This is a genomic window from Chitinophaga ginsengisegetis, from assembly GCF_900168065.1.
Taxonomy (GTDB): Bacteria; Bacteroidota; Bacteroidia; order Chitinophagales; family Chitinophagaceae; genus Chitinophaga; species Chitinophaga ginsengisegetis.
Map to the genome: position 1 here is coordinate 107,226 of NZ_FUZZ01000004.1, position 14,830 is coordinate 122,055.

Annotated in this window: 16 protein-coding genes; 9 read left to right on the forward strand and 7 right to left on the reverse strand. The window is 47.8% G+C overall.

Annotated elements, in window-relative coordinates:
• Positions 1–63: 63 nt before the first annotated feature.
• Entirely contained in the window at positions 64–837 is a 774-nt protein-coding gene (locus B5Z18_RS23065) for a porin family protein (RefSeq protein ID WP_159454398.1), read from the reverse strand.
• Between the two features lie 27 nt (positions 838–864).
• Positions 865–1,920: a PCMD domain-containing protein gene (locus B5Z18_RS23070; protein WP_159454399.1), complete on the reverse strand. Its 1,056-nt coding sequence runs from the start codon at positions 1,918–1,920 to the stop codon at positions 865–867.
• A gap of 64 nt (positions 1,921–1,984) precedes the next feature.
• Here B5Z18_RS23070 and B5Z18_RS23075 point away from each other — a divergent pair, with 64 nt between their 5' ends.
• The 3 genes from B5Z18_RS23075 to B5Z18_RS23085 all read left to right on the forward strand — a co-directional run bounded on the left by B5Z18_RS23075 (position 1,985) and on the right by B5Z18_RS23085 (position 4,341).
• Positions 1,985–2,488 carry an FUSC family protein gene (locus B5Z18_RS23075; protein ID WP_168771358.1) on the forward strand — a complete coding sequence of 168 codons (504 nt, stop codon included), beginning with the start codon at positions 1,985–1,987 and terminating at the stop codon, positions 2,486–2,488.
• Positions 2,489–2,546: 58 nt separating this feature from the next.
• Positions 2,547–3,377 (forward strand): phosphatase PAP2 family protein, encoded by an 831-nt coding sequence (locus tag B5Z18_RS23080; RefSeq protein ID WP_079471893.1) that lies wholly within the window; start codon positions 2,547–2,549, stop codon positions 3,375–3,377.
• 442 nt (positions 3,378–3,819) lie between these two features.
• A complete protein-coding gene (locus tag B5Z18_RS23085) occupies positions 3,820–4,341 on the forward strand; it encodes a hypothetical protein (RefSeq protein ID WP_079471894.1) in 522 nt (173 codons plus the stop codon).
• Here the strand turns inward: B5Z18_RS23085 and B5Z18_RS23090 are convergent.
• Positions 4,330–4,974, reverse strand: a complete 645-nt coding sequence (locus tag B5Z18_RS23090) for a phosphatase PAP2 family protein (RefSeq protein ID WP_079471895.1) — start codon at positions 4,972–4,974, stop codon at positions 4,330–4,332. The genes B5Z18_RS23085 and B5Z18_RS23090 overlap by 12 nt on opposite strands.
• A 4-nt stretch (positions 4,975–4,978) precedes the next feature.
• Positions 4,979–5,425 (reverse strand): DinB family protein, encoded by a 447-nt coding sequence (locus tag B5Z18_RS23095; RefSeq protein WP_079471896.1) that lies wholly within the window; start codon positions 5,423–5,425, stop codon positions 4,979–4,981.
• Between the two features lie 90 nt (positions 5,426–5,515).
• Here B5Z18_RS23095 and B5Z18_RS23100 point away from each other — a divergent pair, with 90 nt between their 5' ends.
• Entirely contained in the window at positions 5,516–6,346 is an 831-nt protein-coding gene (locus B5Z18_RS23100) for an ion transporter (protein WP_079471897.1), read from the forward strand.
• A 4-nt stretch (positions 6,347–6,350) separates the two neighbouring features.
• Here the strand turns inward: B5Z18_RS23100 and B5Z18_RS32580 are convergent, their stop codons facing one another.
• Positions 6,351–6,746: a hypothetical protein gene (locus tag B5Z18_RS32580; protein WP_079471898.1), complete on the reverse strand. Its 396-nt coding sequence runs from the start codon at positions 6,744–6,746 to the stop codon at positions 6,351–6,353.
• A 61-nt stretch (positions 6,747–6,807) separates the two neighbouring features.
• Here B5Z18_RS32580 and pncB point away from each other — a divergent pair, with 61 nt between their 5' ends.
• On the forward strand, positions 6,808–7,974 hold the full coding sequence (pncB, locus tag B5Z18_RS23110; RefSeq protein WP_079471899.1) for a nicotinate phosphoribosyltransferase: 1,167 nt from the start codon (positions 6,808–6,810) through the stop codon (positions 7,972–7,974).
• Between the two features lie 63 nt (positions 7,975–8,037).
• On the opposite strand, the gene ypfJ is transcribed toward pncB, so the two are convergent.
• A complete protein-coding gene (ypfJ, locus tag B5Z18_RS23115; RefSeq protein ID WP_079471900.1) occupies positions 8,038–8,901 on the reverse strand; it encodes a KPN_02809 family neutral zinc metallopeptidase in 864 nt (287 codons plus the stop codon).
• Positions 8,902–9,048: 147 nt separating this feature from the next.
• On the opposite strand from ypfJ, the gene B5Z18_RS23120 reads away from it, so the two are divergent.
• The 4 genes from B5Z18_RS23120 to B5Z18_RS23135 are packed head-to-tail and all read left to right on the forward strand — an operon-like array spanning position 9,049 to position 13,747.
• On the forward strand, positions 9,049–10,050 hold the full coding sequence (locus tag B5Z18_RS23120; protein WP_079471901.1) for an NADP-dependent oxidoreductase: 1,002 nt from the start codon (positions 9,049–9,051) through the stop codon (positions 10,048–10,050).
• A gap of 8 nt (positions 10,051–10,058) precedes the next feature.
• Complete coding sequence (fdhD, locus tag B5Z18_RS23125; protein WP_079471902.1) at positions 10,059–10,886, forward strand: formate dehydrogenase accessory sulfurtransferase FdhD; 828 nt, start codon at positions 10,059–10,061, stop codon at positions 10,884–10,886.
• An 11-nt stretch (positions 10,887–10,897) separates the two neighbouring features.
• On the forward strand, positions 10,898–13,192 hold the full coding sequence (locus B5Z18_RS23130) for an FdhF/YdeP family oxidoreductase (protein ID WP_079471903.1): 2,295 nt from the start codon (positions 10,898–10,900) through the stop codon (positions 13,190–13,192).
• 3 nt (positions 13,193–13,195) lie between these two features.
• Entirely contained in the window at positions 13,196–13,747 is a 552-nt protein-coding gene (locus tag B5Z18_RS23135) for a putative glycolipid-binding domain-containing protein (RefSeq protein ID WP_079471904.1), read from the forward strand.
• On the opposite strand, the gene B5Z18_RS23140 is transcribed toward B5Z18_RS23135, so the two are convergent.
• Positions 13,737–14,804 carry an NAD(P)H-dependent flavin oxidoreductase gene (locus B5Z18_RS23140; RefSeq protein ID WP_079471905.1) on the reverse strand — a complete coding sequence of 356 codons (1,068 nt, stop codon included), beginning with the start codon at positions 14,802–14,804 and terminating at the stop codon, positions 13,737–13,739. The two genes, B5Z18_RS23135 and B5Z18_RS23140, sit on opposite strands and share 11 nt — an antisense overlap.
• Between the last annotated feature and the right edge of the window lie 26 nt (positions 14,805–14,830).

Sequence of the window (14,830 nt, forward strand, 5' to 3'; positions counted from 1 at the left end):
GCATTGGATAAAAAAAGCAGCAGTGACATAGTCGCTGCTGCTTTTTTATTGATAACCGGGTAACTATATCTTATATGTTACGCCTAATGTCATGTAGATATTGTACAAGGGGAAATCCATTCCTTTAAAATCGTCCGGAAATATAGGACGTAGCCCCCAGTTGAGGTTCCCATCCACGCTGAGTTTCCTGCCTACACGATAAGCAGCGCCGCCCTGTACCCCGGCATCAAAGGAACGCACTTCGGTGCCAAAGTCGAACGTAGCTTCTGTGATGTTTACCTTCTCTCCCAGTGATCCGCCGTTGCGGATATAACCATCCGAAACATTGCCATGGAAATTGGAGCTGAACAACCACGCTACATAACCACCCAGGTTGAATCGCCACCGGTCGCCGGGTGTATATACCAGGCTTATGGGGAAAGATACACAGGCGTTACGTACAGTAGTTTCGTTTTTACCGGTAAAATCTCCTTCAAAACGGCCACCATCGCTGGTAGTAATGATAGTAGGAAAATATTGCACTTCATCTTTGGTGAACATTCCTTTATAATCCAGTTTCACAGCTACAGCAACACCCCATTTTTTAGTTTTGCGGTATGATAACTCGTAACCCAGTGAAGGAGAAAATTCCGGCCGGTAGGTTTCGATTTTGCGGATAGTATTGGGCAGGCCCACCGGCGCTGTTCCACCAAAATTAAATCCGGCCAGGATGCGATGTTCCAGTATCCGTTTAAAACCGTGCGTATTCGTTTGTGCATGCCCGTTATCCTGTGCAAATAACGCAGTGGCAGCCGTGAGCATACCGAGCATCATTCCTGTTATCTTTATATTCATCATCTGCTGTAATCTTTTATTCATTTACGGTTACTTCACTATCTCAAGGCTGTCTAATACCAGCCTGCTGCCGATTGCGCCTTTATAGGTGTCGCCATCTTTACTGGAAGAAGCTACAATGGCCATCATCATTTTCTCTGTTCCGGTGTATGGTTGTACCGTTTTAAACGGAATATCAAACCGGGTCCATGTAGTGCGCGGGCCGCCATCCGGTATGCTGGCAGTAGCCAATATCCTGTCTGATGTATGAATGTTGGTGGCATCCAGCCTGGTTGTTCCTTTGAACAGCACTGCGTATACTGAACAACTGTCTTTCATGCCTGCAATAATATTCCCGGCTTTATCCTGGTAGTGTTCTCCCGGCTGATATTTATAGTACCCTACAAAACGCAGTGGCTTACCTGAATAGGGTTCTCCGAATTGCGTGGCCGTTAATGGCGCCGTCATGGCATTTCTCGAATCAAATACGCCCACAAAAAGAGAACCGGCAAACAGTTTAATGCCCAGCAGGGCCGACAAAGCGGTGCCGGTGCGGGTAACCAGTTCAGCGGACGACTTTCCATGATATGCATCAGAGGAAGCGCGCAGCGGGTATTCCATCGGATCTTTCTTTACACCCGACAGGGCTATGCCGGGATTGCCGGACGACCAGAAAGAACTGCTGCCATGTTCCTCTACGTATTGGTATTTATCTTTATCCTGCAACAGCCAGGTTTCAAAGTCCCATTTCCATATTCCCATGCCTCCAAATTCAACTGTATAGATTTTCTTATTTCCATTTGCAGCGGTCACCACATATTCGCTTACCCGCGAGGAATCCAGGTGCAGTGAGTCGCCGGAACCCGGTGATACGCTGGCTCCCGCTGAAGTTGTAATAACAGGGGTCACACCGCTTTTAAAGGCAGCAGGTGTGAGATTCAGCATAATCTTTTTGTTTGCCTGATCAATAAAAATATCGGCAGTAAGATATTTTTTTTCAATAGTAAATGTTTCAATATCGGCCTCCGGGTTAATGGGTGCGTCTTTAATACAGGCGTGTAACAAAATAGTCAGCGTGGTCAGATAATATAGTTTCCTTATTTTCATGCCGTTATTGGTTAAATAGCCAGAACAACTCCCAACTGTGAAAAGTTCAATCATGATTGACAAAATGAGAATCAGGCGAATATTAATCTATGCAGCCAAATGCGTAACCGGCGTGCTGGTAGTGCTTGGTCTGTCGTGGTTAGTAAATTACAATGACATCATCTGGGTGCTGATTTCCGTGATGCTGGTGCTATCTCCGGACGGATCAGACGCAGTAACGTTGGCGGTTACACGTATTAAGGCAAATGTGGTGGGTGGTATATCGGGGTTCCTGCTGATATTGGTGCATCCGAATATGTTGCTGATGATGAGTACTGCTGTATTTGTTACCGTGGTGATCTGCAACCTGCTGAACCTGGAAGCGGCTACGCGTACAGCGTTGGCGGCCACTATTATTGTAATGACCCACGAGGCTGGTGAACATGTATGGGATACTGCGGTGGCAAGGGTATTGTCTGTGTTAGCCGGTTGTTTGCTTGGGTTGCTGATTACTTTCATCTTCCATAACCGTTATACAAAACAAACCGCTGAAATGATCCTTCCGAAACCCGACCGTGGCGGGGAATAAAATGATACAGATTTGCTTCAGAATCGGCCCTTATTTTTGTCGCTACAAGGAGTGAAGCATGAAGAAAATGATATTATCAACAGGTTTGGCATTAGGCGCCCTCTCCTGTTCTTATTGTGCTGCTGCACAGGAAATAGATTCCCTGCCTGCCGGAAATGATTCCATCCGTTTTACGTATCCTGTACAAAAGAGCCAGCTGCCTGCCTGGCAAACAAAACAGTTTCATACCACCCTTGCTGGTATTGCCGTTCCGGCGGTGATGATCGGTTATGGTGTGGTTGCGCTCAACAATCCAACCCTCCGGGACCTGAACTCCACTACCAAAACGGAAATCAAGGAAGACCATCCTCAATTCCGCACCCATATTGATAACTACCTGCAGTATGCTCCAGTTGCAGCTGTTTATATCCTGAATGCCGCCGGCATACAGGGAAAACACAACCTGCGCGACCGCACCATCCTCCTCGGTATTTCCGCGGTGATTACCGCCAGTACAGTGGAAATTGTAAAAAAAGGCACGCATGAAGAACGGCCGGATCATTCTGATTACCTGTCCTTCCCTTCCGGGCATACCGCCACGGCTTTCGCCGCCGCAGAATATCTCCGGCAGGAGTACAAAGACGTTTCTCCCTGGTACGGCGTGGCCGGCTATTTAGCCGCTACCACCACCGGCGCTTTAAGGATGTATAATAATAAACACTGGCTCAGTGATGTGGTAGCAGGCGCCGGAATAGGTATACTGGGTACCAAAGCGGCCTATTGGATGTACCCCTGGATACAACGGCAGCTCTTTAAAGATCCTGCGCGCTCCACGGATAAGGTGATCATGCCTTATTACAACCCGCAATTTCACAGCGCGGGCCTCAGCTTTATCTTCTTTCCCCGCTAAGTAGCTTGATAAGTATATAACATGTCATAACGCCTATGCAGCGCTATGATGCTGCATCTGTCCCGGATGTGAAAAATACGTATATTAAAATATTAATTGGAGTGTTAACGAAAGAGTATATGGGGGTTAACCCCTAAAGTTGACCTGGTTACAAACACCTGTTTTTGGCAATTCGGTAAAGTTGCGGGTTTATCCTGAGAAATTTTGTGATTTAATTGTTAACGTGAAAAAAAAATGTTCATTTTTGCACCAGGCCCCGTGAAAAACCAGTGATCTGTGCAAAATATCGTGCTTTCATTAACATAGGATTTACAGTTGCCTGTGCCGGACCCATTATTTTAGCATTATCAATATGATAATCATTAAAACCCTTTAACCTGCAAACGACTCAAAATAAAACTGATCCTGTGTTTAACAAACCCCTCCTCAAAAGCTGTTAATTATGTATGTTCCGGTAATTATTTTCTTCTTTTTCATGTTGTGGTACATTCATTTCCGAACCCAAAGCTTTCGCAGTGCGTCTTTTAAAGAAAAGAAACTAAAGCCCATAGCGGGAGAAGATGCTATTCATGCGGTCAGGATAATAGGTGTATCCAACAGTGTATTCAGCGTATCCAAATATCTCCGCAGCGTAAAGAACCTGTCGGACAAAAGGTTTATGACCGTGGCGATTAACCAGGTGATCACTACCACTATGGGAACCACGCACCAGGCCCGCCTCATTGAAAACCTCGCTCCCGGAGAGGAACGCCGGCTGGGACATACCGATCATGTGAGGGAAGGCAAATACCAGATCTACATCGGCTATGAAATACTATGGGCAAGGTACACTCCTGCCCCTGTATGGCACAAAGAAAAAGACACCGAAATGGCATCTCCCGCAAAACTATATAATGAAATGCTCAGGCAGCACCAGGACTCGCTGATACAGGAAATGGAGGACAAAAAAGATTTATTGTCCTGACAGCTGTGCCGTTTTACCCCTGAAGATGCTTAACCAAACCATAGAGAAGACAACACCCAGCGTAGCGCCGGCGGTAACATCTTCCAGGAAATGCTGGCTCATATACATCCGGGAATATCCCACCAGCATAGCCAGCGCCAGGTATAACAACGACCAGTACTTGTTTTTTGCATAATAGGAAAGCACCGTAGCTGCCGTAAACGCACATACGCTGTGCCCCGAAGGGAAGCTCCTGAAATTATCAAGAACCGGAACGCCGGGTACAAAATAAATTTCCTGTAAACGGCTGGCAAAATAACGGTGCGGGCGGGGAAAGCCGATCATTGCTTTCAGCGTGAAACTGATAGCTGCGGTAAACAGGTAAGCAGTAGCCAACATAGCGCCGGCACGCCTGTTAATAACCAGCAGCAACAACGAAATGAGTACCGCCGCAGCAACGCTTCCCAGCTCTGTTATCCGGGGAAACAGGAAGTCGCCCGCAGGCGTGTGCAGTTTATTGATAAAGAAATAAGCATCCTGACGGCTTATCACCAGCCGCGTTATCAGCACCGTGATTACTAAAAGTGCAAATGGCCACACCAGCCATTTCAGCTGCTGGTATACTGTAATGAAATTTTTCAGAAAGGTATTCATGCGATCACGACTGGGTTAACCGGCGATGATAATTTATTTGTCCGAGATGATAATTAAGATGTGTACTCAGGTGCACCAGGAAATGCCCGGTAGACATGGCACTTGAAAAAACCTTTTCCGGATACGTTTTTTCAAGATCTTCCGCCGTTAAACCGGCTATAACGGTAAGGATTACACGACGGGTAGAACTGATCAGCACCAGCAGGTCTTCCGTGGGTACATTCCGCGCGCTGAACTCCAGCTCCCTGTTGCGGACATACCCCGTTTTCCCCAGTATGGCGCCTATATAGTTTTGCAGATTACCACAGAGATGCAGACAGAGGTTTCCAGCTGAATTTGTTATCCCGGGAGGAACCCGCCAAATGCCTGCTGCTGTTTCGTATGCGGCGATCTCTTCTTCCAGTTTGCTGAGATCGCGCTCAAATAAGTTAATTAAAATTCCGTTTAGCATATACTAAAGATAGGAAAAGCCCGCAATCATCTAAAGTTTTCCTTAAACATAAACTGATATGTTTTTGTTTAAAGTACATAACCCAACAGGATGACTGACAATAACAAACGCGAACTTACGCCCTTCCAGGAGAAATGGCATACTATCATTTTCGAGGCAAACACGCCGGCGGGAAGGGCGTTCGATATTATCCTTCTCGTTGCCATCCTGATCAGTGTTGTTATTGTAATGATGGAAAGCGTGATGCCTTTGCAGGAGAAATTCGGACGCTTGTTTCACATACTGGAATGGGTATTCACTATTATCTTCTCCCTTGAATATCTTTTCCGGGTATGGTGCAGCTACCGCCCAAAGGCTTATATCACCAGCTTCTACGGACTTGTTGACCTGCTCTGCATTCTGCCTACCTATGTAGAAGCTTTTTATGGTGGTGCGCATTTCCTGCTCACCATCCGGATACTGCGGCTCATGCGTATCTTCAGGATATTTAAACTGGTTCCCTTCCTGAATGAAAGCAAACAACTGTCGCTTGCCTTACAACAAAGCAAACGTAAAATATTTGTTTTCCTTTTTTTTATTGGATTATTAACTGTTGTTTTAGGCGCTATCATGTATGTGATAGAGTCTGAGCACAATTCGGGATTCACCAGCATCCCGGTAAGTGTGTACTGGGCAGTAGTTACACTAACAACCGTGGGTTACGGGGACATTGCGCCTATAACACCACTGGGACAAGCATTTTCAGCGCTCATTATGATAATGGGTTATGCAATTATAGCAGTGCCTACAGGGATCGTAACAGTAGAGATGAGCAGGATACGTAGCCGCGAAGATGTAGATCGTAGAGTTTGTCCGCATTGCATGCGTGAAGGACACGATGCCAATGCGGACTTCTGCAAATACTGCGGTAATAAACTCTGAATAATTAATTTACACTGAATAATGGCTGTACATCTATCATCGCCTTCTGGTAAGCGGCATCAAAAACTTCCCATTTACCGGAAACGCCGATGCGTATGGTGCGGCCGTCTATCAGGTCAAACTCGGCCACCTTTTTATTAAACCCGTGTTTAGTTCTTCTGAAATCCGTAATATCAGACAGCGGAAATTCCAGGGTAATCTTTTTACGGGTGAGCAACCAACCGATGATGCCAAATAAAAAAAACATCAGCATCCGCTTTGATTCCAAAACAATTCGCTCATTTGTAATATACAATGTAACTTGTTTTGCATTAAAGTTGTTTTTGATGTACACCCCGTCTACTTTGAATAACACGGTTTCCTGTGGGTTAAGGGGCCATTTAACTTTAATCTGCTTCATGGTAATTAACAATATGGTTAGCCGCAAAAATATAATTTTATTGTGAATCTAAACGGTAAATATGATCCTTACTTCGCTACTTGATAATGATTTCTACAAATTCACCATGCAACATGGTGTTATCAAATTGTTTCCGAAGGCCCGTGCCCGTTATACTTTCATTAACCGCGGACAGCACGCATTTCCGCCGGGCTTCGCGGAAGCTCTCCGTGAAGCGGTGAATAACATGCAGGAACTGCAGCTTACCCGGGAAGAAAAAGAATACCTGGCTGTAACCTGTCCGTACCTCGATCCCACCTACCTCGATTTTTTACAGGGCTATCGCTATAATCCTGCTGAAATACATATTGCACAACAGGGCGAAAACCTGGAAGTACATGCAGATGGCTACTGGTACCGTACCATCCTTCGGGAAGTACCGCTGATGTCGCTCATTTGTGAGCTCTATTACCAGCTAACCGGCCAGGAACGGGTAGCCGATGAAGAAGTAACCCGCATTACCCGGGGAAAGATTGAGAAATATAAAGAGATGGATATCACCATCGCGGACTTTGGCACCCGGCGGCGGCATTCCCTCGCCGTTCATAAGCTGGTGGTGAAAACGCTGCGCGACTATGGAGAAGGCTGTTTTATTGGCACCAGCAATGTACACCTGGCCATGCGGAATGGCGTAAAGCCGGTAGGAACCCACGCACACGAATGGTTTATGTTCCATGCGGCTAAATATGGCTTTAAAATGGCCAATATGCTTGGATTGGAAAACTGGGTACAGGTGTACCGCGGGGATCTGGGGATTGCGCTTTCTGATACCTATACCACGCCTGTTTTCTTTGAGCAGTTCGATAAGAAATTCGCCCGGCTGTTTGATGGCGTGCGGCACGACAGTGGCGATCCTATTTTATTTGCAGACCGTACTATTATTCACTACAAAGGCAAGAACGTAGACCCACTCAGCAAAACCATCATTTTCTCCGACGGCCTTAACTATGAGAAAGTAGCAGATATCGCCGCCTATTGCCGGGGAAAGATAGGGATGTCGTTTGGCATCGGTACCAATTTTACCAATGATGTAGGGTTAACAGCCCTGAATATTGTAATTAAGATGTATGAGGCCCTGCCCGAAGATGCTACCCGGTGGACGCCTGTTGTGAAGTTGTCTGATGTGAACGGGAAATATACCGGCGATCCGAGGATGATCGAACTGGCAAAGGAAATGCTGGATATTTAACAGCGGACTGTTTCCGGATTTGTTTGCCCGCATGATACAGGTAACAAATCCGGAAACCATCAGTTACCAGTTCCCCAGGCCAATACCCGTATCCCCTTCCGCCACATTCCCGGATTCAAAGCCTTTCTTAAACCAGAACATTCTTTGCTCGGAAGTTCCGTGGGTAAAAGCATCCGGTACTACCTGGCCTGTGCTCGCCTGTTGAAGGCGATCGTCGCCTACCGCACTGGCGGCATTCAGCCCGGATTCAATATCGCCCGGATCCAGGAACGGCTTGATCTTATTGGCGCGGTTGGCCCAAACGCCGGCCAGGAAATCTGCCTGCAATTCCAGCATCACCGATAATTTATTGTATTCCTTTTCGCTGAGCCGGGAGCGCATGGATTGTAACTTACTGCTGATACCCAACAGGTTCTGTACGTGATGCCCTACTTCATGAGCAATCACATAAGCCTTTGAGAAATCGCCCTTTACACCAAATTGCTGCTCCAGTTCATTGAAGAAAGAAACATCCAGGTACACTTTACGGTCGGCCGGGCAGTAAAACGGTCCCATAGCTGATTCCGCAAAGCCGCAACCGGAATTGGTACCTTTTTCGAAAGACACCATGCCTGGTACTTCATAGGTTTTGTTCCTCTCCTGGAACCCCTGCTTCCATACCCGTTCGGTACTGCGGAGTACTTTGGAAGACATCACCTCAAAAGGACTTGCATTCTCCTTCGTGAGTTTTTCAGATGTTCCGGCCTGCTCCTGGCCAGGACTTACCTGCTGAACAGCCTGCATTACCTGCTGCGGGTCCTGCTTAAAGATCAATGCCAGCACTATAATGATAATGGTGCCAATACCGCCGCCAACACCGATTTTGCGCATGCCGCCACCGGTCCGTTTCTCGACGTTTTCGCTCATTTCTTCATCATCAAGACGCATAGTAGATTTTAAATTTAGGGGTGAATATTCTTACCCCGAATGTACATTTTTCATTGTAAATTCCACTCTTTTCCCTAAGGGTAAACAAAAGCATTTTTTACCTGTTAAGTAATCATTACCAATCCATACTCATAAACACCAGTTCGTATGAAAATAAAGCAGATCCTCCTTGCCGCCAGACCCAAAGGATTACCTGTAGCCAGCAACTTTGAAACAGTAGATGCCATCTTACCGGAACTGCAGGAAGATGAAGTAATGGTAAAACCACTTTACTTTTCTGTAGATCCGTATATGCGTGGCCGTATGAATGATGCAAAGTCATATATCCCTCCGTTCCAGGTGGGCGAGCCGATCGAAAGCACCGGCGTGGCGGAAGTGACCAATAGCAAAAGCGCCCTTTTTAAAGCCGGAGATAAAGTAATGGGCAACCCCTTCCTGCCCTGGGCAACAGCCGCTATTTTTCCTGCTGCCCATCTCCGTAAAATCGATGACAGCATTCCGCTTACCTATTATCTCGGTGTGCTCGGCGTACCCGGACTAACCGCCTATTTTGGCCTGGCCGATATCGGCAAACCCCAGGCCGGGGAAACCGTAGTGGTATCCGGTGCTGCCGGCGCGGTGGGTATTGCTGTTGGGCAAATTGCGAAAATAATGGGTTGCCGCGCAGTAGGTATTGCCGGCGGCGCTGAAAAAGTAAAGATGCTCACAGATACCTTTGGTTTTGATGCCGCCATCGATTATAAAGGCAACACCAATATGGATGCCGCCATAGCTGCGGCCTGCCCTAATGGCGTGGATATTTATTTCGACAACGTAGGTGGCGATATTTCCGACGCCGTGATCAAACATCTCAACTTCTTTGCACGGGTACCGCTATGCGGGCAGATTGCTCTGTATAATTCCACGGAAGTGCCCGTGGGGCCACGTATCCAGCCCATTATGGTAACCAGGAGCATCCTCATGCAGGGCTTTACCATCGGCAACTATTCCAGCAGGTTTGGCGAAGGTTTCAAACAATTGTCGGAATGGGTTAAGGCCGGAAAAATAAAATATACCGAAACCGTGGAAGAAGGATTTGATCGTTTGCCGACAGCACTACTCGGATTATTTTCGGGAAGAAACAGCGGTAAGATGGTAGTGAAAGTGTAATTTTGAGTATGACAAATGCAGTTGTTCATACCCGTATTAAAAAAGTAGCCGCCGGAAATATCACAGATGCCAGTGATACGCTTGCTACAGAAGATCCACTCGAAATAAGACTGGTGCATGGCCCTTCTCATAATCGCCGGCAGCAGAACATTTCCGTTACCATGCGTACGCCCGGTGAGGATATGGAACTGGCCGCCGGCTTCCTGTTTACAGAAGGCGTGATCCGCGACCAGGCTGCCATACAGGAAATTATTTTGTCGGAAGATGATAGCGGCAGCGTTGCTACCGTTCACCTGAAACCAGCCATAGTAGCTCAACTGGGCAATACCCAGCGGAATTTTACCGCCACTGCCGCCTGCGGTGTGTGTGGTAAAAATGATATTGCCGCCATTCATACAGGCGTTTCCGTTAACCGCGCTTCCTTACGCCTTGCAGCCGCACAATTATTCGGGTTGCCTGCTATATTACGGAATGAACAAGCGCTGTTTGAGTCTACCGGCGGATTACACGCCGCCGCCCTCTTTAACCGCAACATGGAATTACTCCTGCTGCGTGAAGATATTGGCCGCCATAATGCGGTGGACAAACTCATAGGCGCCGCCCTGCAACAACAGTTAACACCGCTGGATGAATATATCCTGTTGCTCAGCGGCCGTGCAGGATTTGAGCTGATACAAAAAGCCGCAATGGCAGGGATACCTGTTATTGCCGCCATAGGCGCGCCTTCCAGCATGGCGGTAAAAATGGCCGCTGAATGGAATATTACCCTGCTGGGGTTCCTGAAAGATCAACGTTTTAATATTTACAGCGGAGCAGAAAGAATTGATGTCAAATAAATTTACGTGTTATGGATAGTGCAGAAAACCCGGTGCGGTTCACTGGTATCAGACTAGGCCCACCCAAACAAGTAGCAGCGGGCATTCCTGCAGTAGTGTCCAGCATGCGGCACATCCTCGGGGAAATGAATGCCTTCCGCGGAATGAAGGCACTGCTGGAACTTAATCAGAAAGATGGATTCGACTGCCCCGGCTGTGCATGGCCCGATCCCGATGATGAAAGATCCGGCATCGCGGAATATTGCGAGAACGGCGCTAAAGCCATTGCGGAAGAAGCCACCACAAAAAAGTTGTTACCCGTTTTCTTTGCCCAGCACAGCATCGCCGAGCTTGGACAATTAACGGATTACGAAATAGGTAAGAAAGGCAGGATAGCCCAGCCTATGCACCTCGCTCCCGGCGCTACACATTATACGCCCATCGCCTGGGCAGACGCTTATAAAATTATTGCCGGTCATCTCCATAAATTATCCTCACCGGATGAAGCCGTATTTTATACCTCCGGCAGAACCAGCAATGAAGCGGCTTTCCTGTACCAGTTAATGGTCCGCGAATATGGCACCAACAACCTGCCCGACTGTTCCAATATGTGCCATGAATCCAGTGGCGTAGCCCTGAATGATGCAGTGGGAATAGGTAAAGGATCTGTTACTTTGGAAGATATACATGAAGCGGAAGTGCTTATTATATTAGGACAAAATCCAGGAACCAACCACCCGCGCATGCTCACGGCTTTGCAGAAAGCAAAGGCCAACGGTGCTACCATCATATCGGTAAATCCTTTACCCGAAACAGGTCTGCTGAATTTCCTGAATCCACAAACCGTTAAAGGGGTATTAAATATAAAAACACATCTCACAGATATTTTTCTGCAGGTAAAGATCAATGGAGATATGGCCCTGCTGAAAGCCTTATCGCTGCTGATGCTACAGGAAGAAGAACGTGTGCCCGGCAGTGTATTCGACCAGGAATTTATAGCCGGAAATACCCAGGGCTATGAAGATTATATCGCTCATCTGAAAACGCAGTCGCTCCCGAAACTGATAGCGGATAGCGGCGTAGCGCCCGAACTCATTCAACAGGCAGCACAAGCCCTGTTCCATAAAAAGAAGATCATCGCCTGCTGGGCAATGGGACTCACCCAACACAAAAATGCAGTAGACACGATCCGCGAAGTAGTGAACCTGCTGCTGCTGAAAGGCAGTATCGGCAAGCCCGGAGCAGGCACCTGCCCGGTACGCGGGCATAGCAATGTGCAGGGCGACCGGACGATGGGCATTTATGAGCAACCATCCGCAGCCCTTCTCAACAAGATTAACGCCGTATACGGATTTCAGCCGCCGCAAGCACACGGCTACGACGTGGTACATGCCATCAACGCCATGCACCGCGGGGATGCCAAAGTGTTTATGGCGATGGGCGGCAACTTTCTTTCCGCTACGCCGGACACCCTTTATACCGCGGAGGCGCTGCGCAACTGCGATCTTACCGTGCACGTATCTACGAAATTAAACCGCAGCCATGTTGTGCATGGTAAAGAAGCCCTGATACTGCCCTGCCTCGGTCGCAGCGATAAAGATATCCAACATGGCGAACAACAATTTGTGACCTGCGAAAACTCTATGGGCGTCATCCAGATGTCGAAAGGTAACCTGCAACCGGTATCCAATGATATGAGAAGTGAACCGGTGATTGTCTGCGAACTGGCCATGACCCTGTTCGGTGAGAAGTCGCGCGTACCCTGGGCAGACTATGCCCGGCACTATGATCACATACGCAACGATATTGAAAAAGTAATTCCGGGCTTCGATAATTACAATAAAAGAGTAAGGCATCCGGGAGGGTTCTATCTGCCCAACGGCGCGCGGGACGGACGGTTCAATACCTACAATGGCAAAGCCAATTTCAACATCGCGGATGTACTAACCACACCGCTGGCCATCGACGAGTATATGATGATGACCATCCGCAGCCATGATCAGTTCAATACAACTATATACGGGCTGGACGACCGTTACCGCGGTGTATACCACGAGCGGCGGGTAATATTCATGCATCCTGCGGATATTGCCGCTGCCGGATTCCATCCGGGCGATGTGGTAGATCTCTACAACTATCACGGTGGCAAAGAACGTGTAGCATATGGCTTCATTATTGTATCTTATCACATACCTGAAAAATGTACCGCTACCTATTTCCCGGAAACCAACGTACTGGTGCCGGTGGACAGTGTAGCAGATAAAAGCAATACGCCCACATCAAAACTGGTGATCATCAAAATAAAATCATCGACTATAAAAAACTAACGCATGCAACCCATTATATGGCAGGCATTATTATGGCCGGCAACTGAATATTTTACGCTGCAGGAAAGTGGAACGGGAAAACTCGCCACCGGTTGTATCAACGGAGTAAGAGATCAACAACCATTTTGTATTCATTATAAAATAGAGATCACCGCATCGTGGCAGGTGTCGTCCTTTCATATTAAACAGGAAGGGCTCACGCCAACAGAACTAAAGCTCACCTCGGACCTTCATGGTCATTGGTTTGATAAAGATAATAACCACATCGACGCCTTTGATAACTGCATCGACATTGATATTTCACTGACCCCTTTTACCAATACACTGCCGGTGAAAAGACTGCAATTTGAATTGCAGGAAAGTAAACTGCTGGATATATTGTACATCAACCTCCCGGAATTTGAACTGCAGAAAGTACAGCAACGCTATACCCGCACTGGCCAGCATGAATACCTGTATGATAATGTATCCACAGATTTCACGGCAGTACTGCCCTTTGATGAAAATGATATTGTGAAAGATTATCCCGGGATCTTCCAACGCATTACTTATTAAAGAGCAACGCTGTTTCACGGACCAGCTCCGCAAAAATATCTGCGGTACTCCAGGCACGCGCTTTTCCGGCTGCCTGCCCGGCCCACATATTTACAAACGCTGTATTATCCAGCTCCCTGGCTACTTTACGGATAGGCCGCGTTAACTCATTCTGGTAAGGATATTCACTGATGGGTAGTCCGGAGGCTTCTATTTCCGTGATCAGGGTATTGCGGACACCTCTTGCCCAACGACCGGATAATGCACGGGTAAGCAGTGTATCCGTATCCGTTATATCCGCCAATGCCGCTTTATGTGCCGGTGTGGCAAGACTTTCATGCGCCCTGAGAAACAGGCTTCCCAATTGAACACCGGCCGCGCCCAGCATTTTTGCGGCGGCTACTCCCCTGCCATCCATTATTCCCCCCGCGGCAATAACGGGTACGTGTACACGATCTACGATCTGTGGCACCAGCGCAAGCGTGCCTACCTGCGGCAGCTTTCCCGGCAGGAAAGACCCGCGGTGACCACCGGCTTCAATGCCCTGTGCAATCACCACATCCGTGCCGGCCGAAGCAAGTACGGTCGCTTCTTCCACCGAGGTGGCCGTTCCCATCAGCAACACATGATGCTCTTTCAGCAGCCGGAACCCGGCTTCATCAGGCATACCAAATGTAAAGCTCACATATTTTATACCAGCTGCGAGGATAACCGGCAGCTGGTCTCTCCATGAATAAAAAGGTACTTCGTCGAAATTCACCGGTGCAGCGGCAAGCCTGTTGGCGCCATACAGGAATTGCAGGAACTCCTGCATATCTTCAAATGTTTTCCGGTCGTAATGCTCCGCGGGCTCATAAACAAAGAGGTTTACGGCAAACGGTTGTTGTGTTAATCCCTTTACCTCCCGGATGAGTGCCGTTATTTTTTCAGGTGGCAGTCCGCCTACCGGTAAAGACCCCATTCCTCCACTATTGCTCACAGCGGCTACCATAGCAGGTGTGGTAATTCCCAGCATGGGCGCCTGTATCAGCGGGTAAATGATCCCCAGCATACGGGTCAGTTCATTCTTCCATTGCATGACACAAAGGTTTAGTACTATAAATT